Here is a 24,512-nt window from a genome sequence, read left to right as displayed (position 1 = left end):
TTTGATGTTGATACGTTAAATCACAATCGTTTGAGTCGCGCGACTGTAGCTCCTTCCCCCTTGATGGGGGAAGGCTGGGATGGGGGTGTGCAGTGATGCTTTAGCCTTCATCAACACCTGATCAGCACCCGTAGGTATTTAACTACCAGCTTTATTAAATATTGATCACACAGCAATACCCCCGCGCCTTAGGCGCATTTTTCGGGGATAAAAATTCATCTAGATGAAAGGACTATGATGCGCCAAGAAAAAATCTTACTCACTCCAGGGCCACTGAGCACCAGCTTGGCAACGCGAACGGCGATGCTTAAAGATTGGGGCTCATGGGATGGCGATTTTAATGCCTTAACCGCGTCGGTTTGCGCTGATCTATTGGCGATTGCCAACGGCTAAACGCAGCACTGCTGCATTCCATTGCAAGGCTCTGGCACTTTTGCCGTTGAAGCGGCCATTGGCACGCTGGTGAATAAGAGCAGCAAAATATTGGTGCTCAACAACGGCGCTTATGGGCAAAGAATGCACAAAATCGCGCAGAAAATCGGCTTGAATGTCGCGACTTTAAGCTGGCCTGACGGCGTGCCAGTGGATCCGGCAGCGCTCGATGCGGCGCTGAGCGCCGATCCCAGCATTGGCTACGTGGGCCTGATTCATTGCGAAACCGCTACCGGCCTCTTAAACCCACTGAGCGACATCGCCAACATCGTTGCCGCGCATGGCGCCGAGCTGATTGTTGATGCGATGTCGTCTTTTGGCGCGCTGGACATTGATTTAGCGCGGATGCCGATTTGCGCGCTCATCGCCGCATCGGGCAAATGCTTAGAGGGCGTTCCCGGCATGGGTTTTGTGATTGCCCAAACCAGCGCCATCGCACTGGCCCACGGCAATAGTCCGTCGCTGGCGCTCGATTTGGCCGATCAATACGATTATCTACAGCGCACGGGGCAATGGCGCTTTACGCCACCGACGCATGTAGTGGCGGCATTACGCGCCGCAATAGACCAGTATCAAGCCGAAGGCGGCCGCCCTACTCGCTTAGCACGCTATACCGCCAATGCTAACGTATTAATCAAATCGTTAAGCCACGCCGGTTTAGATTTATTTTTAGCGCCTGAATTGCAAGCGCCGATTATTTTGACTTTCCACGCGCCGCGCCATCCTGATTATCAATTTAGCGCTTTTTATCAGGCAATGAGCCAGCGCGGATTTTTACTCTATCCGGGCAAACTCACCACGGTAGAGACCTTTCGCGTTGGCTGCATCGGCGCGATTGACCCAGCGCAACTGCAACAAGCCGCGCACGCCATTATCGACGTCCTCACTCAATTGAACTGGCTTAGCCCAGCGGAGAAACATCATGCTTAATACTTCACGCGCTTACACCGGTCCATTACAAGCCGTTATCTTTGATTGGGCTGGCACCGTGCTCGATTTTGGCTCATTTGCCCCCACCCAAGTCTTAGTTGAAGCTTTTGCACAATGCGGCATCGCAATCACCTTGGCCGAAGCACGCGTGCCGATGGGCTTAGCCAAGTGGGATCACATCAAAGCCGTTGGCCAAACGCCAAGCGTAGCAGCGCGCTGGCACGCTCAATATGCTCGCGAGATGAATGACACCGATGTGGACCATATTTACGCGCTGTTTATGCCGCTGCAAATTGCACATGTGGGCGAATTTTCGCAACCGATCACCGGCGCCATCGACACCATTAAACAATTGCGTGGGCACGGACTTAAAATCGGCAGTTGCACCGGCTACCCGCGCGCTGTAATGAACACATTGCAACCCATCGCCACGCAATACGGCTTTACACCCGATTGCACTATTGCCGCCGATGATCTCAAAGCTGGCGCACGCCCGGGACCTTGGATGGCGCTGGCCAATGTGATTGAACTGGGCATCAGCCATGTTGCCGCCTGCGTTAAAGTCGACGACACCGTGCCGGGCATTGCTGAGGGCTTAAATGCGGGCATGTGGACCGTCGGTTTAGCGATTAGCGGTAATGAAGTTGGCCTCACTGAAAACGAGTGGCTGGCACTCACGCCGAGCGAGCAAGCGCCGTTACGCGAGCAAGCCACGGCCAAACTCAGCGCTGCCGGCGCGCATTTTGTCATCGATAGCATCGCTGATTTACCCAACGTGATCACGCAAATCGAACATGCTTTAGCGCAAGGCCAGCGGCCATGAGTGAGACTTTTCAACCTTGGTGGTTTGCCGACGCGCTCGCGCAAGAAAACCGCCCGCCACGCCCAAGTCTGAATGGCAAGCGCCACGCTGATGTGTGCATTGTCGGCGGTGGCTATACCGGATTGTGGACGGCGATTTTACTCAAACAACAACAGCCCGAGCTGCAGATTGTCATCATCGACAAAGGTCTGTGCGGCAGTGGCGCATCGGGGCGCAATGGCGGTTGCGTGCTAACTTTAGCCCCCAAATTAAGCACGCTGACGCGGCTATTTGGTGCAGCTGAAGCCATCAAAATCGTCAAAGCCTCAGAAGCCGCCGTTTATGCGATTCGGGATTTTTGTGCGCAGTATCAGCTGCAAGCCGATCTACGCATTGACGGCGCGCTCTATACCGCCACTAATCGCGCACAAAGCGGCAGTATGGACGGCGTAATGGCGGCGCTCAACGCGCATGACATCAATAGCTGGCAGACTTTAGATCGCGATGAAGTGCAAAAAATCGCCGGTTCAACTCGGCATTTATCTGGGGAATTTTCACCGATTGCGGGCAGCGTGCATCCGGGGCTCTTGGTGCGCGGCATGGCGCGCGTTGCCGAATCCTTGGGCGTGCTCATTTATGAAAATACCGCCATGCAGCGCATTGAATATGGTCAGCCAGCACGCGTGGTCACCAGCGATGGTGAGGTAGTCGCCCAGCACGTGGTGTTGGCGATGAATGCGTGGATGGCCAGCCAGTTCCGCCAATTTGCGCGCAGCATTGCCATTGTGTCGTCCGATATGGTGATCACCGAGCCCTGCCCTGAAGCAATTCAAGCGCTTGGCCTCACGCATGGTGCGTCCATTTGCGATTCGCGGATTTTTGTTCATTACTATCGCAGCACCAGCGATGGCCGCTTAATGCTCGGCAAAGGCGGCAACACCTTTGCTTTTGGCGGCAAAATGCTCGCCGAATTTGACCAAGCTAGCCGCTACCAAAACCAGCTAAAACAAACGCTGCACGACTTTTTCCCGCGTTTGGCCGAGGTGCCGATTGCCGCGTCGTGGAATGGTGCCTCCGATCGATCCGTCACCGGTTTACCGTTTTTTGGGTATCTGGATCAACAGCCCAATATTTGCTACGGCTTTGGTTATTCTGGCAACGGCGTGAGCACCTGCTATTTAGGCGGGCAGATTTTAAGCAGCATGGTGCGGGGGGAAAAAGACGGCTGGGCGCAGTGCGCCTTGGTCAGCGGACCACTGGGTTACTTCCCGCCCGAGCCAATACGCTGGCTAGGCAGTATGTTGGTACGCAACGCCATCCGCCGCAAAGAAGCCTGCGAAGACAACAATCAACGCCCGATGTTCTTTGACAAAATCCTCGCCCGTTTTGCCAACGCCGCCGGCAAAGCCGATAAAGCCTAAGCCACAAACGAATCTACCGCGTGCACAAATCCTTTTGCATACCCTAGCTGGGTATTTACTACCATCGCATTGTATCCAATGTTCATGGCAATATACCCATGCAGAGGGGGTAAACAGAGTTTGCCCGCGCGGAAATTGCGCTAAAACAAGCGTTGCGGCTTGGGCTGTGGCACACTCGAGCTGACTTTGCATCCACAGACAGATCATGAATCTTGCTACCGCCAAAACCATTGTTACCCACTGGGATCAACCGATTATTCGCCAGCTGTTTTGGTATTTGATCATTCCGGCGTATGTCGAAATCCAGCGCGCTGATCCCGCCACGTTTGCTTATCGCAACGCCAAGGGCTTGGCCTATCGCTGGTTGTTTTTATGGCAATTGGCGCTGTCGGTGCTGATTTTAATCGCGATAAATACCGTCACCGCCAGTTGGCCAAGCGAGGGTTTGGCGGGCAATTTGCTGCTTATTATTAAGCTGATCAACGCTTATTTTATTGCCATGTATGGCGTCTGGGCTTTGGCGTATTGGTCGATGAAAATCCCGCGTTAGGAATTATATTTCGGGCGTAATCACTAATTGAATCGCATTGGCGGCAAAACGGGTGATGCCGTATTCAATCACTTGACCGTGATCGTCTTGATAAACACTTTCGACATACAGCACTGGCTGGCTTTTGGGTTGCGCTAATTGTGCGGCGACTTCAGGGCGTGGAATTCGGGCAGTAATTTTGGATGATTTTCTGCTCATACTCACCACACCGGCGGCGCGTAGCGCATCACTCATCACGCCGTACTCGGCCAACAGCGTATTAAAACCCGCAAAGCGTGGCAAAGGCAGGTATTCAGTGCAAATGCCAACCACTTGTTCGGCAACAAAATCCAGCGCTTCGATTTTTAACACTTCACTACCGGCGGCAATTTCAAGCTGCTGACACACCTCGTCGCTGGCAATGATCACATCACTGCGTAAAATTTGGCTTTCGCCACTCAAGCTTTGCGCTGCCAAGCTGTGCGAAAAGCGCCCGCGCCGCCCCATTTGGTAATCAATTAAATCTTCTTGCACAAAAGTGCCACGCCCTTGCTCGATTCGCACCAAGCCTTGGCTTTCTAAAGCTTGCACAGCACGGCGTACCGTATGCCGATTGACGGCAAAGCGCTGCGCCAAGATCGGCTCCACCGGCAATTGGCCGCGTAAGGTTTTTTGGGCAATGTCTTCAGCCAGCAAGGTGGCAATTTGTTGCCATTTGGGCGGGGTATTTGGCATGGTTATCCTCTATAGTCTGCGCCATTATACGGCGCGAAGATGACGTCTAGACGAAAGAAAAATGACACATCCATACCCTAATGCCGTTCACTTAAACCAAGTGAGCGGCATTTTTTTCCTCGATTTCATTGCTGATGTCGCTTGTGACGCAAAGGCGCAGAGAAAATCAATTGCAAAACCCTGAATTTCCTCCGCGCCTGTGGATTCTCATCAATTTATCCACCCGTTCTTATTTGACGCCGCCACCCATGCTTACGCATTTATCCACTGGGTTGAGCGGCAGCACCCGACCCATAGCAGTCGCTTATGTGGGGTAGCTGCATATCTGTTTACCAAGGAAATCCTAGGCTTTCGAGCAACAAAATAATCAAGAAAACTAATTAAGCTTCATTGCATCACGTTAATCGCAGTCTTGATAACCACCAAGTGCTCCACACTTCTGACAACGAAATATATAGGCCGTTGGCGACCCATCTTTGTCTAGGGCATTTAAAAACCGGTCCCACTCTGTTCCATCTGGAAGTCCTGTTGAATCTTGAATTGCTAAAACAGCATCTGTTCCTAGCACAAGCAACTCTTCTTTCCCCGCGCGTCCCAAGAATTGAGCCGCATCGTCGCAGTGAGTCCACCATTGCTCTTGTTGCCAACCAGAAAATCCTGGTGTTCGATATGCAACTTCTTCAATAATTTCACTAGTTACAGCGCACCATGAACCACCACCACCGATTCCATCTTCATCAGTGAAGCTTGCCTCAAGTTCTTGATGCGCTCGACCATCAGCAATACACCAAGGACAAATATAGTCAATCTCATCTTCTGCATAGACTGGACCGGTATAAATGTATCCGCGCGATTGGCCACAGCACTCACAAACGGCATCTGATTTGATGATGCTTCCAGTAGAAACTGGGTCAGGATGGTATTTAAACAAAGGTAGATTCATTGTTTTTCTGCGCAATTATCGTTAGTTAAATAAGTCTGCTTCTGGTTAGAGTTCATATTTCCTCCCAAATTTCTGGGTTGCTAGACCAGTCGAGTAGCATCTCCGCTCTTGAGGCTAGCATGGGAGCCAACTCTTCATCACTTTCACCGCTCCCAATGACAAAACTTGGATGCCTTTCTCCACGAGCCATGTATTGAGAGGCTTCTTTCCATAGAGAAGCAATGGCATGCATTGCTTCTCTTGGGGTTTTGGCATTGTTTGCTGAGACGTAGTCGTTTGGTAGGTCTCCTGAAATAGCCCACCACCCGACTGAGTTAGGGGTTTTTAGGCTTTCAATAGCCCAAATCGAAACGTATGGTGCAATATGCCAAGCAGGCATCTCTCCAATTGTGCCGTGTACAATGCCTTCAAGATTTAAATAGTTCGCGACTTCATCGCGGCGTTCGGCAAGCCACTGTGCTTCAAATTCTGGTTCGTCGTAATCTATCATTGAATGAACCTTAACGAATAATATGGAGTTTTTCATCCTGAGGCTGCGGATAATAATTTTGCACGAATAGGCGAAACATTACTTCCGCTTTTGGCCGACTGCTGCCTGTCGTAGAGTTTAAACCCGTAAATCAAAGTGGGCTGCAATCCAAGTTTGGCTGTGGCTAAATTGGTAAGCTCGGTGGCGACGTTCAATGCGTTTGGGTGGATAAATTGAAATAAGATTTCCTCCGCGCCTCTGTGCCTCTGCGTCAGGTTTTCAGGGGGGGTCGTTAAGTGAACTGTATTTACATCCATACCGTGGTTTTTACATCAACACGCTCAGCAAGAAAGAACAGCGCCCAATCATTTAGCGCCGGATTGCACGCCATCGATTCAGCACGGCAGCGCTGGACTCTCGATTCATATTGACTGCGTTCGGCATTTTTTTCCGGCGACCAGCAGTTGAGCTGGCCAAATTCGTCTTTTCACTACGCTATTGCCGCCTATCGTCTAGTCTGTTGGCAGGCAGTACCGATTTAAGGTCTGCCCTTTTCGATGAACTTTGTTGCTAAATATTTCTTTTTTTTAATAAGGATGTTGCGATGAAAAAACTAACCCTCACTGCTGCTGTATTAATCGCTATTGCCGCACAAGGCGCTGTTGCTGCCACTGCCAGCAGTACGGCGAGCGCAAAAAAACCCGTATCTAAATGGATGTGCGAAGACTTTCTCGCTATCGATGAAAGCTATCAGCCTAAAGCGGTGTATTTTGCTGAAGGCTTTAATAAGAAAAACAAACCGGTTGATTCAGTGATGGATGTGGATGGCATTGAAAAAATCGTGCCCATGGTGATTCAAGAATGTAAGAAAGATCCTAAATCATCATTCTGGAGCAAAGTGAAATCCAGCTGGGCCAAGGTCAAAGCCGATATGTAATCGCGATATGTCATCGCAATTGTCATCGTAATCGTACTGCCCAAAAAGCCAGATTTTTCTGGCTTTTTTTATGGCCGCCACTAGGGTCTGTTGACGTTTGGTTTTCGGATCGCGTTTGCGCTGATTTTGGCCTGAAACAAGGAGAAAGACGCGTGGCATAGTCATTCTATGCAAGAGCGTTTTTCAACGCAGTGTCAGGCTGACTTGATTTAAAAAAGCCGCAGCCAAACCCTAAGGGCTGGGCGCTTTTCGCGGCATCTCTGCGTTATTTCATGCTCGAATAACGGGTTATTGGTCGCATAAAATGCCTTGATCTGCCGCGAAAATCGCTCCAGCGCGACCGAAAACCAAACGTCAACAGACCCTAAAGGCCAAATTTACGACAAAATTTATCGCGACTGACATGACTTGCCAAGCCAAGCCAGCGGCATAAAGTGCTTGTGATAGCATCATGCTCACAGCACCAAAACGACACTAATCTGAAACACGCCAACCCTTCACGCTGCTTGGGGACAATATGAGTTTTTCGTTTCGCAATGTTCGGTATTTTATTGCAGTGGCCGAAGCGGAGTCGGTCACCCGTGCAACGCAAACACTGAATATTTCTCAATCGGTGATTACCGAAGCGATTAAATCACTCGAGGCCGATCTGGGCGTGCCACTGTTTCAGCGCCATGCGCGCGGCATGGTGCTCACCCATGCTGGGCATCAATTTTTGCGCCATGCGCATGAAATTTTGGCGGTGGTGCGTAACGCACAACAAGCGCTCAATGCGCGGCCCGATGCGATGACTGGCCAGCTTAATCTGGGCGTAACGGGTTTAATGTCGGGCTATTTTTTATCGTATTTACTCGATCGTTTTCGCCGAACTCTACCCAAGGTCGAAGTGCGCATTGTTGAAGACGAACGCGGCTATCTTGAGCATTTGCTGGTTAATGGCGAGCTGGATTTAGCCATTGTGCTCACATCCAATATCGAAAACCGCTTAGCACTGGAAGTGGAAGTATTACAAGTTGCGCCATGGCGAATTTGGCTGCCTAGCAATCATCCGCTATTAGAGCTTGGCAGTATTAATTTAAAAGAAATCGCCAATGAAGCGATGATTATGCTCAAGCTCGATGAGCTCGATGACAACACCACCGCTTTTTGGCGCGCAGCCGGATTAAAGCCACGCGTGGCCATGCGAACGCAATCGGTCGAAGCGGTGCGTAGCTTGGTGGCCACCGGTGCCGGTTTATCGATTTTGCCCGAAATGCTGTATCGGCCATGGTCATTAGATGGTGATCGGCTAGAAGTGCGGCCAATTCAAGAGAGCATGCCAGTGCTTGAAATCGGTGTGGCGTGGCGACGCGGCAGCCCACTTTCTGAAGCGGCACAAAATTTCTTACTGATTGCCCGAGAGTTCGCCCGCTCGCGTGGACTGCCCGCCGCGCGGATTGAAGCGGCCAAATCTTAATCGCTGTTGCATTGATTCCACATTGGTTTGCACCATCACACCCAATACTTTGCAATCCAAAAAAAAGAATTTTGCTGCTGTGCGTTCGGATAAATCGATGGCACAGCCATAACTACGCCCACCCGCTACGACGGCCATGACGCAGCGCAATACGCCGATTTAAAACCCCAAACCCCCGCGCACTGAAAGCCAAGTATTGCCCATTCCAGCAAGATCAACCGATCCCTCAGATAAAGCCAAGCCCAAATATATTGTAGGTATATAAATATAAGCCTTATAAATTAATGACTACATGCATATACCCAATATAAATTTAAAAACTATTTTACTTGGATCTTGCGAGCACTACGCCCCGATTCACTTTCAATTGATGCATTAGGCTCAAGACAAAGACTGAGCTAGCACCGCATTAGCGCGGCAAAAATACCCTGCCAAGCCGCGCTGACTCATTTGCCGCCGCCGCAACCCCAATATGGCCAGCCACGCTATCGGTTTTTTCGATAGTGTCGATTGGCAATGCCAACTAGTCGTGCTCCAGCCATTGCCTACAATCAATACACCACCTCTTGGAGCGCCATCATGAAACGGTTTAGCCCGATTGCTGTCAGCCTATTACTCGCCAGCTCATTCACCATTGCCAATCCGCCAAGCAGCTTGGGTAAACCCGAAGGCAAGCTCAATATCATTGCTTGGCCCGGTTATATCGAGCGCGGCGAGTCGGATAAAAAATACGATTGGGTGACTCAGTTTGAAAAAGAAACCGGCTGTAAAGTCAGCGTTAAAACCGCAGCGACTTCCGATGAAATGGTCAGCTTAATGAATCAAGGCGGTTACGATTTAGTCACTGCCTCAGGCGACGCCAGTTTGCGACTGATTTACGGGAAGAAAGTCCAAGAAATCAATCCTGCGCTGATTCCCAACTGGAATACGCTCGATCCGCGTTTAAGCAATGGCGCTTGGCATACCGTTGATGGCAAACACTATGGGGTGCCTTATCAATGGGGCGCGAATTTCTTGGCCTATAACAGCAAAGTTTTTGCAGGCAAAGCGCCAGACAGCTGGTCGGTGGTGTTTGAAGAACAAAAACTACCCGATGGCAAAAGCAATAAAGGCCGAATTCAAGCCTACGACGGCGCCATCTATATTGCCGATGCGGCGCTGTATTTAATGAAAAAAAATCCAGCTTTAGGCATTAAAGATCCGTACGAACTGAATGAAAAGCAATACCAAGAAGTGCTCAAATTACTGCGCGCACAAAAGCAGCTTAGCCATCGCTATTGGCACGATGTCACCGTGCAAATGAATGATTTTAAAAACGAAGGCATTGCCGCCAGTAGCGCTTGGGGCTACCAAATCAATGCGCTGCAAGGCGAAAAATTCCCGATCGCGGCGGTGATTCCCAAAGAAGGCGCCACCGGCTGGGCCGATACCACCATGCTGCATAGCGAAGCGAAAAACATCAGCTGTGCTTACAAATGGATGGCGCATTCACTCAATCCAAAACTGCAATCGGGCTTGGCCGAATGGTTTGGCTCTAATCCCGTCGTGAGCAAAGCCTGTGCCGAAAAAGCCCCCGGCGGCAGTGATTTTTGTAAAAGCAATGGCTTTGAGCGTTTTGGACAAATCGCTTTTTGGAAAACACCCCAAGCGCAATGCCGCAGCCAAACGCAATGCGTCCCTTATAGCCGCTGGACTAAAGACTACATCGCCATTATGGGTGGTCGTTAGCGCGCTATGACTTGGCTGGTTAGCCAGCCGAGTGCCTCGCAGGTTTTTTCAATGGATGGTGAAACCATTCGCCGCCCGATACACGCGGCGGCGAATCGGGCTGCGCCATCCGCAAGGACAAAATATGCACATTGCCGTCGAATTTCAGCAGGTGAGTCGTCATTTTGGCGGCGTGCGCGCGGTCGATGAGGTCAGCGTACAAATCATGGATGGCGAGTTTTTCTCGATGCTCGGGCCATCTGGCTCAGGCAAAACCACGTGTTTAAGACTGATTGCCGGCTTTGAGCAAGCCAGTGCCGGAGCCATCTTCATTCACGGCGTGAGCGCGCAAGGTTTGCCGCCCTATCGGCGTGACGTCAACACCGTGTTTCAAGACTATGCGCTGTTTCCGCATATGAATATCCTCGATAACGTCGCCTACGGGCTCAAGGTCAAAGGCATTGGCCAAGCGGAGCGCTATCGACAGGCCGAGGCGGCTTTAGACATGGTGGCGCTTGGCGGATTTGGCGCGAGAAAACCCGGTCAAATGTCAGGCGGGCAACGCCAGCGTGTGGCGCTCGCCCGCGCCTTAGTCAATCAACCCCGGGTGTTATTGCTCGACGAGCCATTGGGCGCGCTCGACTTAAAATTACGCGAACAAATGCAGTCGGAACTCAAAGCGTTACAAAAACAACTGGGTATTACGTTTATTTATGTCACCCACGATCAAGGTGAAGCCTTGTCGATGTCCGATCGGGTAGCAGTTTTTAATCAAGGCAAAATCGAGCAAATTGATACACCAAAAATGCTGTATTCCCAACCCAAAACAGTGTTTGTCGCTGATTTTGTCGGCACAGCCAATGTGATTCGTGGCGCACTCGCCAAACAAATCACTGGGGCTACGCAAGCATTTGCAGTGCGCCCAGAGCAAATTCGCCTTGGCGCCAGCACCTGCGAGCCGCAATTAAATGGCCAAGTGGCGGACATTCATTACCTTGGTGCTAGCAGCCGTTTGGCCTTGCAAGTCAGTAGCGGCGAGCGCGTTTGGGTCACGCTGGCGAACGATAGCGCCGTTATTCCAGAAATTGGCAGCGCGCTCACCGTGCATTGGCCCAAGCACAGCATGGTTTTACTCAACGAGGCCGCATCATGAGCAGCCCAAACCATTTCCCAAACCAATGGATGCCACTACGCAGGCTGTCTGATTTATTTTGGCGTCAACCCAAGCTCTTGTTGCTGGTGCTGCTTTTACCGCCATTGGCTTGGTTTGGCATTGTCTATTTGGGCTCTTTGCTGGCCTTGTTATGGCAAAGTTTTTATACCTTTGATGACTTCACGATGGCCGTCACGCAGCAATTGACCTTGGCCAACTACCAAGCGCTGTTTGATGCCGCCAATTACGACGTGGTACTGCGTACTTTGGTGATGGCGTGTGCGGTGACCTTAGCGTCGGCCATTTTGGGGTTTCCGATTGCCTACTATATGGCGCGCTACGCCAAGGGCTGGCAAAAAGGCGCGATGTATGTGGCGGTGATGCTGCCGATGTGGGCGAGCTATATCGTCAAAGCCTATGCATGGACGGTGATTTTGGCCAAGGGCGGCGTGGTGTACTGGTTTTATAACCAGCTGGGTTTAAGCAGTGTCATCGATGCGCTATTGGCGCTGCCCAGCATCGGTGGCAACTCTTTGTCGACGTCCAATTTAGGGCGTTTCACCGTATTCACCTATATCTGGCTGCCTTTTATGATTTTGCCGATTCAAGCATCCATCGAGCGCATTCCAGCCAATTTAATCCAAGCCAGCGCCGATTTAGGCGCGACACCACGGCAAACGTTTTATACGGTGATTTTGCCGCTGGCGTTTCCCGGCGTTGTCGCCGGTTCGATTTTCACGTTTAGCCTCACGCTGGGCGATTACATCATTCCACAATTGATTGGCCCATCGGGTTTATACATCGGCACCATGGTGTATACGATGCAAGGCTCGATCGGCAATATGCCGCTCGCCGCCGCGTTTACCGTCGTTCCAGTGCTGATTATTGCCCTCTACCTCACCATCGCCCGCCGCTTAGGAGCTTTTGATGCGCTTTAATTGCAAACCACAAGATGCCAATGCCCCTCGTGCGCCGTGGTGGTTAACGACACTGGCTGTCGGCGGTATTTTCTTTTTGCATTTTCCGATCATCATGGTCGCACTGTATGCGTTTAATACCGAAGAATCGGCGTTTAGCTTTCCCTTGCAAGGATTTACTTTTCGCTGGTTTATTGCCGCTAGCGAGCGCAGCGATTTACTCGAGGCCGTTTGGCTATCCATCAAAATTGCACTCATCGCGACTGTATCGGCCTTAGTGCTAGGCACGATGGCGGCTGCAGCGCTATACCGCCGTAATTTCTTTGGTAAAGAAGCGATTACGCTGGTACTGATTTTGCCGATTGCGCTGCCCGGCATTGTGACGGGGATTGCCCTGCTTTCGGCCTTTCGTTTGGCCGATATCGAAACCGGCTTTTGGACTATCGCCATCGGCCACGCTACGTTTTGCGTGGTGGTGATTTACAACAATGTCGTCGCTCGCCTACGCCGTAGCGCATATAGCTTAATTGAAGCGTCGATGGATTTAGGTGCCGATGGCTGGCAAACCTTTCGCTACGTCTTACTGCCGCAACTCGCAACGTCCTTACTCGCAGGTGCAGTGCTGGCTTTTGCTTTGAGCTTTGACGAAATTATCGTCACCACCTTTACCGCGGGCCAACAACAAACCTTACCGATTTGGCTACTCAATCAACTAGGCCGCCCGCGCGATGTGCCGGTCACCAATGTTGTGGCACTGGGCATTATGTTGCTCACCACCCTGCCGATTTTATTGGCTTGGCGATTAACCCAAGGCACTGAAGACACCGCCGGTGCCAGTAAATAATGCGACCAGCAACCACGACCCGCCCCACAGGAGATAGCGCGATGAATAAACAATTACTCATCAATGGACAGTTTCAGCTTGGCGAAGGTGCTGTTGAAGAGATTCTCAATCCCGCCACCGGCGAAGTCATCGAGCGCATTGCCGAGGCGTCTTTAGAGCAAATCCAAGCCGCCGTTTCGGCCGCCAATGCCGCCTTTCCCCATTGGGCACTCATGGTGCCTAAAGATCGCAGCATGCTGTTACTGCGATTGGCCGAGCGCATTGAAGCCACCGCCAGCGAATTTGCTCGCTTAGAATCGCTCAATTGTGGCAAGCCCTATCTGGCAGCGCTCAATGATGAAATCCCGGCAGTCGCCGATGTGTTTCGCTTTTTTGCTGGTGCGATTCGCAATCAACACGGCGCATTAGCCGGCGAATATTTACCCGGATTTACCAGCATGATCCGGCGCGATCCTTTAGGCGTGGTTGCCAGTATCGCGCCGTGGAATTACCCACTGATGATGGCCGCGTGGAAAATCGCGCCAGCGATTGCTGCTGGCAATACGGTAGTGATCAAACCCTCAGAGCAAACGCCGCTGACTACGCTCAAATTAGCGACATTAATCGCTGAAATCTTGCCACCTGGCGTAGTCAACGTGATTACTGGCCGTGGCGATAGCGTCGGCAGTCCGTTGATTAACCACCCAGCAGTGCGCATGATTTCATTAACTGGCGACGTCTCAACCGGCGGGCGGTTTTTAGAAGCCGCAGCCAAAACGGTAAAACGCACCCATCTGGAATTGGGCGGCAAAGCGCCAGTAATTGTTTTTGACGACGCTGATTTAGACGCCGTGGTCGCAGCGATTCGCAATTTTGGCTATTACAACGCCGGCCAAGACTGCACCGCAGCGTGCCGCATTTATGCCGGCGCCAAAATTTACGACAAACTGGTCGCCGAGCTCTCCAGCGCGGTCGCTAGCATTAAATATGGCGAGCAACATTTGGACGGCGTTGAAATGGGGCCGCTAATTTCTGAGCGACAACGCAGCCGCGTCGCTAGCTTTGTCGAACGCGCCGCGCAATTGCCGCATATTGAAGTCACCGCTGGCGGACGAGCGGTTGAAGGACGTGGCTTTTTTTACCAGCCGACGGTCATTGCTGGCGCTTTGCAAAACGATGAGATCGTTCGCCGCGAAGTCTTTGGTCCAGTGGTGTCGATCACCCGCTTTACCGAGCCAGAGCAAGCGCTCGCTTGGGCCAATGACTCCGACTATGGCTTGGCCAGCTCGGTCTGGACGCGCGATGTGAGCCATGCCATGCAATTTGCCGCCAAGCTGCAATACGGCTGCACATGGGTCAATACGCACTTTATGTTGGTCAGTGAAATGCCGCACGGCGGAATGAAACGATCGGGCTATGGCAAAGACTTGTCGATGTATGCGCTTGAAGACTACAGCTGTGTGCGCCATGTGATGGTGAAGCTGTGAGCCAGATGGCCTTGATGTAGCGCGGTATGGCTTGGTGCTGCTTATCAAAATACATCCATCAGGTATATCAATCTAAGTCTTATTTTATATAGCCAAAAAAGCAATACCCATAGGTAAGAATCAAGGAGATCGCGATGAGTAACAATCAAACCCTGCGCCAACGCCAAGCTGCGGCCACACCGCGCGGCGTGGGCGTGCTGGCACCCTTTTTTATTGAACGCGCACTCAATGCCGAGCTGTGGGATGTGGAAGGTCGCCGTTTTATTGATTTTGCCGGTGGTATTGCGGTGCTCAATACTGGGCATTGCCACCCCACAGTCAGCGCCGCAGTGCAAAAGCAACTCGCCGCCTTTACCCATAGCTGTTATCAAGTTGTGCCTTATGAATCGTATATTGCTTTGGCGGAACGCATTAATGCTTTAACACCGGGGACGCATGTCAAAAAAACCGCTTTTTTTTCTAGCGGCGCTGAAGCCGTCGAAAACGCGATCAAAATCGCCCGTGCCGCCACCGGTCGCAGCGCGGTGATTGCTTTTACTGGCGGTTTTCATGGCCGAACGATGATGGGCATGGCACTCACCGGTAAAGTGGCGCCGTATAAAATCGGCTTTGGCCCCTTCCCCGGCGAGGTGTATCACGCGCCTTTTCCGCAAGAATTACACGGCGTGAGCACCGAGCAATCACTGCAAAGACTCAATGAGCTATTTAAAGCCGATGTCGATCCGCAACGCGTTGCGGCGATTATTTTTGAACCGGTGCAAGGCGAAGGCGGCTTTTATATTGCGCCGCCAGAATGGCTACGCGCGCTGCGGCAATTGTGCGATCAACACGGTATTTTGCTGATTGCCGATGAAATCCAAACTGGCTTTGCCCGCACCGGACAATGGTTTGCGATGCAGCACTACGATGTATTGCCCGATTTAATAACGCTAGCCAAATCATTAGCCGGCGGCTATCCATTATCCGCCGTGTGTGGCCGCGCCGAAATCATGGACGCACCGAATCCGGGTGGCCTGGGCGGCACGTATGCTGGCAATCCGCTGGCCATTGCCGCCGCACACGCGGTCTTGGATGTGATCGACGCCGAGCAACTCAATCTACGCGCCAATCAACTCGGTGATCGACTCAAAGCGCGCTTGCAAACCATCGCCACCACCGTGCCGCACATCGCGCAAATCCGTGGCTTGGGCGCGATGGTCGCCATTGAATTGATTGACCCCACTACGGGTGAGGCTGATGTGGCCAAAACCAAGGCCATTCAAGCGCACGCCTTAGCTCAGGGTTTAATTCTGCTAAGCTGTGGTACTTACGCCAATGTAATCCGCTTTTTATTTCCACTGACCATCGAAGACACGGTCTTTGCTGAAGCGCTGGATATTTTAGAGGCGGCACTAAAGGGGAATGCAGATGCTGCAACTTGATGATCCAACCCTGCTACGCGAACACGCACTAATCGACGGGCTTTGGCAATCGGCCGACGACGGCGCAACGCTAGCGGTGACTAATCCGGCGGATAATTCGCCAGTCGCCGTGGTGCCGCGCATGGGCGTTGCTGAGACGCAACGCGCCATTTTTGCCGCACAAGCGGCGCAAATCGAATGGCGCGCGCGGTCAGGCAAAGAGCGATCGATTATTTTACGCCGCTGGTTTGATTTACTCATGCAGCATCAAACCGATCTGGCCAAAATCATGACCGCCGAGCAAGGTAAACCCTTGGCCGAAGCCAAAGGCGAAATCGCTTATGCCGCCAGCTTTATTGAATGGTTTGCCGAAGAAGCCAAACGGCTTGATGGCCATGTATTACAGCATCCACAAGCGGATAAACGCATTTTGGTCATCCGCCAAGCCATTGGCGTGACTGCAGCGATTACGCCGTGGAATTTCCCAGCGGCCATGATTGCGCGTAAAGCCGGGCCTGCGCTCGCTGCGGGCTGCAGCATGGTGGTTAAACCCGCCAGCCAAACACCACTGACCGCTTTGGCCATGGCCGAGCTCTCATTGCGCGCCGGCATTCCGGCCGGGGTTTTTAATGTCATCACCGGCAACGCCAGCGAAATCGGTGGCGAGCTCACGCGTAATCCAATTGTGCGCAAACTCAGCTTCACTGGCAGTACCGCCGTTGGCAAAGCCTTAATGGCGCAATGCGCCGATACCATTAAAAAAGTGTCTTTAGAGCTGGGCGGCAATGCACCATTTATTGTGTTTGAAGATGCTGATCTGGATGCCGCCGTGGCTGGCGCAATGATTGCCAAATTTAGAAATGCCGGACAAACCTGCGTGTGCGCCAACCGGATTTTGGTGCATGACGCGGTGTATGACGAATTTAGCCACAAGCTGCGTATCGCGATGCAAGCCCTCAAAGTCGGCAATGGCATGGATTCAGAGGTGATACTTGGTCCTTTGATTGACGATAAAGCCATCGCCAAAGTCCAAGAGCACCTGAGCGATGCACTCGAGCATGGCGCAAAGCTCTTGCTCGGCGGCGGTCTGGATGCTTTAGGTGGCCGTTTTTTCCAGCCTACTTTGCTCAGCCATGTCACCACCGCAATGAAAATCGCCCACGAGGAAACCTTTGGTCCGGTGGCGCCGCTATTTCGTTTTTACAACGAGCACGAAGCGATTGATTTGGCCAATGACACCGAGTTTGGCTTAGCGGCGTATTTTTATAGCCACGATATTGGCCGAATTTTCCGCGTAGCCGAAGCACTTGAGTCCGGCATGGTGGGCATCAATACCGGCCTAATCTCGAATGAAGTCGGCCCATTTGGCGGCATCAAACAATCCGGTCTAGGCCGAGAAGGCTCGCGCTTTGGTATCGATGATTATGTTGAATTAAAGTATCTGTGTATTGCGGGGCTGTAAATCGATCCAAACCGCTTAAATTGACCCAAAAAAAACCATCAGGGTAAGCAAGCCCTGATGGTTTTTTCTTTGAGTCAACCCGCAGCGAATGTCACTGGATGCGCAGTCAGCCATTGCCATTCATCATCAGTAAACAATCGAGAGCGCGTTAAAAATCGGCGGCCGGTGCCACTTTCTAATGAAAACATCCCACCCATTCCAGCCACCACATCGATGTTTAATTGCGTGTGTTGCCAATATTCAAACTGTGAGGCACTCATATAAAACGGCGCACCGCCAATATCGCCCAGATATACATCGCCAGCGCCAATGTGAAACTCCGTGCGTGAGAAACACATCGGCGCGCTGCCATCACAGCAGCCACCCGATTGATGAAACAGCAAAGCACCATACCGCAGTGCTAGCGAATCAATTAACTGCAATGCAGCCTCGGTGGCGATCACTCGCGGTACGACCAGATCTAGATTCGTCATTGACATTCTCCTGGGCGATCCGCGATCCGCGATCCGCGATCCGCAAACAGCAAACCGCATCGCCCAGCGGATTTTAGAAAAAACCCAGCGCTTGGTTGGAATAGCTCACGAGTAAGTTTTTAGTTTGTTGATAATGATCGAGCATCATTTTGTGATTTTCTCGACCGATGCCCGATTGCTTATAACCACCAAAAGCCGCGTGCGCCGGATACGCATGATAGCAATTGGTCCAAACTCGGCCCGCTTGAATCTCACGGCCAAAGCGATACGCTTGATTGATATCTCGGCTCCAAACACCGGCACCCAAACCGTATAAGGTGTCGTTGGCGATTTCTAGCGCTTCGGCTTCGGTTTTAAAGGTGGTGACCGAGACCACTGGGCCAAAAATTTCTTCTTGGAAAATGCGCATTTTGTTATGCCCAACAAAAATCGTCGGCTGGATGTAAAACCCTTGGCCCAACTCGCCATCTAGCCGTGTGGCCTCACCGCCAGTTAAGCATTTGGCGCCTTCTTGTTTGCCTAAATCTAAATACGACAAGATTTTTTCAAACTGTTCTTGCGATGCTTGGGCACCAATCATGGTATTGCCATCGAGTGGATGACCTTGGCGAATGGCTTTCACCCGCTGCACCGCCCGCTCCATAAATTGCTCGTAAATCGACTCTTGAATCAAAGCGCGCGATGGGCAGGTACACACCTCGCCTTGGTTGAGTGCAAACATTGCAAAGCCTTCGAGTGCTTTATCAAAATATGCGTCATCGGCTTGCATCACACTGGCAAAGAAAATATTTGGGCTTTTACCGCCCAATTCGAGCGTCGCCGGAATCAAGTTTTGACCGGCGTATTGCATAATCAAACGCCCGGTGGTGGTTTCTCCAGTAAAGGCAATTTTGGCAATGCGTTTGCTACTGGCTAGCGGTTTACCCGCCTCTAGACCGTAGCCATTGACGATATTGAGTACGCCCGGTGGTAATAAATCAGCAATCAACTCCGCCAACACCAAGATCGAAGCTGGCGTTTGCTCGGCAGGTTTTAACACTACACAATTGCCAGCGGCTAATGCCGGAGCGAGCTTCCAAGTGGCCATTAGAATCGGGAAATTCCACGGAATAATCTGCCCGACCACGCCCAGCGGCTCATGAAAATGATACGCCACCGTATCATGATCAATTTCTGAAATACCGCCTTCTTGCGCGCGAATGGCGCCAGCAAAATAACGAAAATGATCAATCGCCAGCGGGATATCGGCCGCCCGTGTTTCACGGATCGGTTTGCCATTGTCGATGGTTTCGGCCACGGCCAGCATTTCTAAATTGACCTCCATCCGATCGGCAATCTGATTCAAAATCCGTGCGCGCTCCGCTGCGCTGGTGCGGCCCCATGCCCCTTTAGCGGCATGCGCGGCGTCGAGCGCCAATTCAACATCGGCCGCTTTCGATCGAGCCACTTGGCAAAAAACTTGTCCGGTAATCGGCGTGATATTGTCAAAATATTCGCCATCGATCGGTGCTTGCCATGTGCCATTAATAAAATTGCCATACTGCTGACGATAGGGAAATGCAATATTCAAAAACTGCATCTGGGCATGGTTCATTTGCGTTCACTCCTTAGATTTAATCAAAAAATGACACTCCAACTTGGCGGCAACAATCATCGCCCTATTACTCAAACCCACGCTGTAACGCGCGTTTGACTTGGTTTTTTTGGGCGAACTCTTTTTGCTCATCAAGCTATTTGCAAAAGCCATGCCTAGTTTTAAAAACTAGATTAAGCCTTGATTTTATTAGATATATTTCAAACCCAGGATTGAACACAATAGCGTAAGTGTGTCAATTTTGAACACTGACACCGAACAGTTGAACACCGATGAACAACCGTTGGCATAGTGTGATGTAGGCTCAATTTGCCTTTTTACCGCACGCAGATACACAATAAAAATCAGCCCTCAGCCGGCAAAAAAACTCACTGAATAAGGAGCGATTGTGGATCAATTTCAATTGCAATCGACGCAATTATTGGCAGCGCATCAACGCTCAGCGCAATATGGTCTCGATGCCGTGCAGCAAGCTGACTATGTCATTTTATCGGCCAAGCAACTGCAAGCGCAGCAAGACGAGCAGCGCGGGTTTTATCTGCAAGCGTTGCCAGTACTGAGCACGCTATATCAACAAATCGCCAAAAGTCACAGCACGATTGTGCTCACTGACGCCAATGGATTGGTGCTGCATGCCTTAGGTGACGATCAATTTTTAGCTAAAAACCACAAGGTTGCCCTCAAGCCCGGTGCCATCTGGAGCGAGCAATATCAGGGCACCAACGCCATTGGCACGGCTTTGGCCGAGCAACGCGCCATCACCGTACATGCCGAACAACATTTTTTACGCGCCAATCAAGGCCTCACTTGCGCCAGCGTGCCGATTTTTAGCCCTAATTCAAGCTTGCTTGGCGTGATTGATGTAACGGGTGATTACCGTAGTTACCATGCGTCAACGCTTTCGTTGATCAAAATGTCGGCACAAGAATTAGAAAATAAAATCCTCTGCAATGCCTTTCATGACGCCCTCTATATCAGCTTTCATAGTCGAGCTGAATTAATTGCAACTGCGATGGAAGGCATATTGGTGTTTGATCTCGATGGGCAATGCTTAGCGGCCAATCAAAGCGCGCTATTTCAGCTCAATGCTGCGGCACCAGCGTCATTTGCTCACTGTTTTGATACGCGCCATCAATCGATCAACGACATCCTTAGCGCCTGCCGCTTTAGCCCAGCGCAGCTGACGCTGACTTTGCACAATGGCATGCGTATTGCGGCCATCGCCCGCTTTGGTAGCGCGCCGCAAACGCAGCAAAGCAAGCGGTTTTCACATTTAAATTACCTCAATACCGGCGACACTCAAGTTGCGCGGATGATTGAGCGTGTTAGCAAAGTATTAGGGCATGGGATTCCGATTTTAATTACCGGCGAAACCGGCAGCGGCAAAGAGCTACTGGCGCAAGCGATTCATAAAGATTCGCCCCAAGCGAGCAAAAACTTTGTCGCAGTCAATTGCGCTTCGATTCCAGAATCGCTCATTGAATCTGAATTATTTGGCTACGCGGAAGGCGCATTTACTGGTGCCAAACGCAGCGGGAACAATGGCAAAATCATTCAAGCGCATGGTGGAACTTTATTTTTGGATGAAATTGGCGATATGCCTTTGGCTTTGCAAGCGCGTTTACTGCGGGTGTTACAAGAAAGAGAAATCACGCCGCTGGGCAGCGATCGCTCAATTGCGATTGATATGGCGCTCATTTGTGCCACCCACCGTGATTTAGCCACGCAAGTGGCGCAAGGCTTGTTTCGCGAAGACTTGTATTATCGAATTCAAGGGCTCATGGTGAAACTACCACCAGTGCGCGAACGCAGCGATTTAGCGGTTGTCATTGGCAAAATCTTGCATAACTTAGGCCAAAAACAATTGTCATCAGCGGCGCTGGCGCTGTGTTTGAACTACGATTGGCCGGGCAACTTTAGGCAGTTATATACGGTATTACGCACCGCTGCTGTCTTGGCTGGCGATGCAAAGCAGCTGGATATTGTGCATTTTCCTGATGAGTTTATCGATGCGATTGCGGTCAATCCTGAGCAAGCAACGCACTTACACACGCTATCGACACAAGCGATTCAAGCGGCGCTCGCTGCGCATCATGGCAACGTCTCTGCCACTGCACGCGCTCTGGGTATTTCGCGTAATACGGTTTACCGCAATAAATGCTAGATCCAGCCACCTCAGCATTGCATCACAGCCGTTTAGATTTGCTGCTGATGTTACAGGGTATATTCATCTAGATCATACAAAATATAGTCAACATTAATATACCCACACAAGCCGCAGCGCATGGCGTTTTGCACCATACGCTGGGAAAATACGGCTTTAGCGCTGCGTCAATTAAACGCTCACGCCACCGGTGCCAAATGCTTCGGCATGAATTCGCTCACCACTCACGCCCAAAGCCTGCAGCGATTTAATCTGTGCCTGCATAAACGCCAAAGGGCCGCACAAATAATAATCCGCATCCGGCAAAATCACCCGATCAGCCAGCTTGGCCAAATCAATTGGGCCAAGGTGATGGCTGGCTGCGGGATCGGCTTGATCATAAAAAACCGTCGCAGCGAAATTAGCCTTGGCAGCAGTCAATTGCTGCACCTGCTGTTTAAATGCATGCACCTCAGGATTGCGGCAAGCATGAATTGAGTTCACTTGGCGCTCAGTGCCTGTGGCATGCAAATGCTGCAGCATCGCCATCATCGGGGTAATCCCAACGCCACCACTGATCAACACCACGGGACTACTGCGATCGGTATGCAAGACAAAATCACCAGCTGGTGGTGCAACATCAATCACGTCACCCACTTCAATCGTGCTATGCAATAGGTTCGAGACTTGACCGATGATTTGCTGGTTTTGCTCACGCTTAACTGAAATGCGCAAATAATCTTGCCCCGGCGCATCCGACAAACTGTACTGCCGCGGCTGCATCAATTGCCATTCAGGCACAAACATTCGCACCGAAATATATTGCCCTGGCAAATAATCCGGGACCGCGCCGCCATCGGCTGGGCGTAAATAAAACGACGTAATTTCACTGCTTTCGACTACTTTTTTTGCCACCACAAAACCACGCCAGCCCGTCCAGCCACCGCTTTTGAATGCGGCAGCAGCATACAATTGCGCTTCTTCGGCTATCAATACATCCGCCAGTTGGCCATAAGCTGCGGCCCAAGCAGCAATCAATTCATCCGTAGCGGCAGCACCCAGCACTTCTCGAATCGAAGCCAATAAATGATGACCAACAATCGGGTAATGCTCGGGGCGGATGCCCAAGCTGATGTGTTTATTGGCAATGCGCGTTAATACCGGCGCCAATACGCTGGGGTTATCAATGTGTTCTGCATACGCCGCAACCGCCATCGCCAGCGCTTGTTGCTGGGCGCCTGACTGCTGATTGCCTTCGTTAAAAATCTGTTTGAGTTCTGGATTATGCTGAAACATTCGCGCATAAAAATGCGTAGTTAACGCCACACCATGCTGTTTAAGAATCGGCGCGGTGGCGCGAACTAAGTCACGATCAGTCAAATTAAGCATGGTTATTCCTACATCAGTTCATAAAGATGTATTTATTATACATATTTATGAACATAAGAAAAGACACGGCATTGCGGTATTTTGCCGCGACCATTCATCACAATACTAATGTCAGGATTTATGCTTTAGTGATTCGCGACTGCAGGAGCGACTTCAACTCGCCCTCGCCCCTTCTTTTTGGCCACTAATAAAGCATCGTCCGCCCGCTGAATCATGTCACTGACACTGCATGACATCTCAGCCGGTATGGTGGCCACACCGATACTCGCGGACATCGTAATGGCTTGCTGATTGATTAATAATGGTGTGTTTTGAATCGCGAGTAAAATCGCATTGGCTTTTTCAACCGCATGCTCATGTTGAATATCAGGCAAAACAATAATAAATTCATCGCCGCCATAGCGACCTAAATGATCATAAGAGCGTAAGCACAACTTAATCATCCGCACAAATTCAATCAATAACTGATCGCCAACCGGATGACCGTACTCATCATTAACTTGCTTGAAATAATCCACATCCACCATCATCAAAGCCAAAGGCATATGGCTACGCCCAGCGCGTGCCATTTCACGCTGCAGCAAATCCATAATGGCGCCGCGATGCCAAATATTCAGTAAAGGATCAAGGACAGAAGCACGCTTCACTTCGCACAATTCAGCAAACATCATTTGCTGCGATTCGCTCAATTCTCGGGTTAAAAAAACTTGTTCTACCCAGCTACCCAAATCATGCAAACAATTGCGTTCTTCATCAGACAGTTCACGAGGCATGTGATCAATAATGCATAAAGTGCCAACATTATGCCCATCGGCATTTTTTAATGGCCGACCGGCATAAAAAATCACATAAGGCGCATCCAGCACCAGCGGATTATCGGCAAAGCGAATATCTTGGCGCGCATCGGGAATCACGAATAAATCATCGCCCAGAATGGCATGGCCACAAAAAGAAATGTCCCGCCCAGTCTCTCTCACCGGTAAACCCATGCAGGATTTAAACCACTGCCGGTTTTCATCAATGAGCGACACCAAAACAATCGGCACATTAAACACCCGCTTGGTCATGCGAACGACGCGATCGAATACCTCTTCGTCGGGCGTAGACAGCAATAACATCTTACGCAATGAGGCCATTCTTTCGTCTTCATTGCTCGGGATGGGGGCCGGTAACATGCGTACTCCAAAACTAAATTAATTGATAAAGAATGATAACTCGGTCAACGCCTGCCAAAAAAAATGGCGCTGCATAATTTTGCAATGCACAGCGATAAATCAAGAAATACTGCATTGTTAAAACAAAGATAAGGT

The 24,512-nt window shown here is 50.9% G+C and carries 22 protein-coding genes; 15 read left to right on the top strand and 7 right to left on the bottom strand.

Annotated elements, in window-relative coordinates; genetic code table 11:
- The first annotated feature begins 234 nt into the window (after positions 1-234).
- The 5 genes from K4H25_RS04715 (at position 235) to K4H25_RS04695 (ending at position 4,135) form a co-directional block, all read left to right on the top strand.
- Entirely contained in the window at positions 235-393 is a 159-nt protein-coding gene (locus K4H25_RS04715; protein ID WP_221022229.1) for a hypothetical protein, read from the top strand.
- A 15-nt stretch (positions 394-408) separates the two neighbouring features.
- The gene (locus K4H25_RS04710; protein ID WP_255588191.1) at positions 409-1,362 is read left to right on the top strand and encodes a 2-aminoethylphosphonate--pyruvate transaminase; all 954 of its coding nucleotides are present in this window, start codon (positions 409-411) and stop codon (positions 1,360-1,362) included.
- Entirely contained in the window at positions 1,355-2,185 is an 831-nt protein-coding gene (phnX, locus tag K4H25_RS04705) for a phosphonoacetaldehyde hydrolase (protein WP_221022227.1), read from the top strand. Before K4H25_RS04710 ends, phnX begins: the two co-directional genes overlap by 8 nt.
- Positions 2,182-3,585: an FAD-dependent oxidoreductase gene (locus K4H25_RS04700; protein WP_221022226.1), complete on the top strand. Its 1,404-nt coding sequence runs from the start codon at positions 2,182-2,184 to the stop codon at positions 3,583-3,585. Before phnX ends, K4H25_RS04700 begins: the two co-directional genes overlap by 4 nt.
- Before the next feature lie 205 nt (positions 3,586-3,790).
- Positions 3,791-4,135: a hypothetical protein gene (locus K4H25_RS04695; protein WP_221022225.1), complete on the top strand. Its 345-nt coding sequence runs from the start codon at positions 3,791-3,793 to the stop codon at positions 4,133-4,135.
- A gap of 3 nt (positions 4,136-4,138) precedes the next feature.
- Here K4H25_RS04695 and phnF read toward each other — a convergent pair whose 3' ends face one another.
- From phnF to K4H25_RS04680, 3 genes are all read right to left on the bottom strand, one after another.
- Entirely contained in the window at positions 4,139-4,849 is a 711-nt protein-coding gene (gene phnF, locus K4H25_RS04690) for a phosphonate metabolism transcriptional regulator PhnF (RefSeq protein WP_221022224.1), read from the bottom strand.
- Positions 4,850-5,249: 400 nt separating this feature from the next.
- Positions 5,250-5,792 carry a CbrC family protein gene (locus tag K4H25_RS04685; RefSeq protein WP_221022223.1) on the bottom strand — a complete coding sequence of 181 codons (543 nt, stop codon included), beginning with the start codon at positions 5,790-5,792 and terminating at the stop codon, positions 5,250-5,252.
- Positions 5,793-5,844: 52 nt separating this feature from the next.
- Entirely contained in the window at positions 5,845-6,282 is a 438-nt protein-coding gene (locus K4H25_RS04680; protein ID WP_221022222.1) for a DUF4826 family protein, read from the bottom strand.
- Between the two features lie 583 nt (positions 6,283-6,865).
- On the opposite strand from K4H25_RS04680, the gene hdeA reads away from it, so the two are divergent.
- The 9 genes from hdeA (at position 6,866) to K4H25_RS04635 (ending at position 17,603) form a co-directional block, all read left to right on the top strand.
- Positions 6,866-7,198 (top strand): acid-activated periplasmic chaperone HdeA, encoded by a 333-nt coding sequence (hdeA, locus tag K4H25_RS04675; protein ID WP_221022221.1) that lies wholly within the window; start codon positions 6,866-6,868, stop codon positions 7,196-7,198.
- A 517-nt stretch (positions 7,199-7,715) separates the two neighbouring features.
- Entirely contained in the window at positions 7,716-8,654 is a 939-nt protein-coding gene (locus K4H25_RS04670) for a LysR family transcriptional regulator (RefSeq protein ID WP_221022220.1), read from the top strand.
- 579 nt (positions 8,655-9,233) lie between these two features.
- Positions 9,234-10,382, top strand: coding sequence for an ABC transporter substrate-binding protein (locus tag K4H25_RS04665; RefSeq protein WP_221022219.1), 1,149 nt, complete (start codon positions 9,234-9,236; stop codon positions 10,380-10,382).
- Positions 10,383-10,506: 124 nt separating this feature from the next.
- The gene (locus tag K4H25_RS04660) at positions 10,507-11,514 is read left to right on the top strand and encodes an ABC transporter ATP-binding protein (RefSeq protein WP_221022218.1); all 1,008 of its coding nucleotides are present in this window, start codon (positions 10,507-10,509) and stop codon (positions 11,512-11,514) included.
- Positions 11,511-12,452, top strand: coding sequence for an ABC transporter permease (locus tag K4H25_RS04655; RefSeq protein ID WP_255588041.1), 942 nt, complete (start codon positions 11,511-11,513; stop codon positions 12,450-12,452). Before K4H25_RS04660 ends, K4H25_RS04655 begins: the two co-directional genes overlap by 4 nt.
- A complete protein-coding gene (locus K4H25_RS04650) occupies positions 12,442-13,275 on the top strand; it encodes an ABC transporter permease (protein ID WP_221022217.1) in 834 nt (277 codons plus the stop codon). The genes K4H25_RS04655 and K4H25_RS04650 overlap by 11 nt, the downstream gene beginning before the upstream one ends.
- A 41-nt stretch (positions 13,276-13,316) precedes the next feature.
- On the top strand, positions 13,317-14,741 hold the full coding sequence (locus K4H25_RS04645) for a gamma-aminobutyraldehyde dehydrogenase (RefSeq protein ID WP_221022216.1): 1,425 nt from the start codon (positions 13,317-13,319) through the stop codon (positions 14,739-14,741).
- Between the two features lie 134 nt (positions 14,742-14,875).
- Positions 14,876-16,162, top strand: a complete 1,287-nt coding sequence (gabT, locus tag K4H25_RS04640; protein ID WP_221022215.1) for a 4-aminobutyrate--2-oxoglutarate transaminase — start codon at positions 14,876-14,878, stop codon at positions 16,160-16,162.
- Positions 16,149-17,603 (top strand): NAD-dependent succinate-semialdehyde dehydrogenase, encoded by a 1,455-nt coding sequence (locus K4H25_RS04635; RefSeq protein ID WP_255588035.1) that lies wholly within the window; start codon positions 16,149-16,151, stop codon positions 17,601-17,603. The genes gabT and K4H25_RS04635 overlap by 14 nt, the downstream gene beginning before the upstream one ends.
- A 74-nt stretch (positions 17,604-17,677) precedes the next feature.
- On the opposite strand, the gene K4H25_RS04630 is transcribed toward K4H25_RS04635, so the two are convergent.
- Both K4H25_RS04630 and adh read right to left on the bottom strand, forming a co-directional pair.
- Positions 17,678-18,076, bottom strand: a complete 399-nt coding sequence (locus K4H25_RS04630; RefSeq protein WP_221022214.1) for a DUF779 domain-containing protein — start codon at positions 18,074-18,076, stop codon at positions 17,678-17,680.
- Positions 18,077-18,149: 73 nt separating this feature from the next.
- Positions 18,150-19,670: an aldehyde dehydrogenase gene (gene adh / locus K4H25_RS04625; protein ID WP_221022213.1), complete on the bottom strand. Its 1,521-nt coding sequence runs from the start codon at positions 19,668-19,670 to the stop codon at positions 18,150-18,152.
- A gap of 388 nt (positions 19,671-20,058) precedes the next feature.
- Here adh and K4H25_RS04620 point away from each other — a divergent pair, with 388 nt between their 5' ends.
- Positions 20,059-21,834: a sigma-54-dependent Fis family transcriptional regulator gene (locus K4H25_RS04620; protein ID WP_221022212.1), complete on the top strand. Its 1,776-nt coding sequence runs from the start codon at positions 20,059-20,061 to the stop codon at positions 21,832-21,834.
- Positions 21,835-22,005: 171 nt separating this feature from the next.
- On the opposite strand, the gene hmpA is transcribed toward K4H25_RS04620, so the two are convergent.
- Both hmpA and K4H25_RS04610 read right to left on the bottom strand, forming a co-directional pair.
- On the bottom strand, positions 22,006-23,202 hold the full coding sequence (gene hmpA / locus K4H25_RS04615; RefSeq protein ID WP_221022211.1) for an NO-inducible flavohemoprotein: 1,197 nt from the start codon (positions 23,200-23,202) through the stop codon (positions 22,006-22,008).
- 125 nt (positions 23,203-23,327) lie between these two features.
- Positions 23,328-24,377, bottom strand: a complete 1,050-nt coding sequence (locus K4H25_RS04610; RefSeq protein WP_221022210.1) for a sensor domain-containing diguanylate cyclase — start codon at positions 24,375-24,377, stop codon at positions 23,328-23,330.
- Positions 24,378-24,512: the final 135 nt, after the last annotated feature.

This window comes from Deefgea piscis, from assembly GCF_019665785.1.
Classification (GTDB): Bacteria; Pseudomonadota; Gammaproteobacteria; order Burkholderiales; family Chitinibacteraceae; genus Deefgea.
Note: the sequence above shows the minus strand (reverse complement) of the source record. Positions and strands in the feature narration are given on the sequence as shown.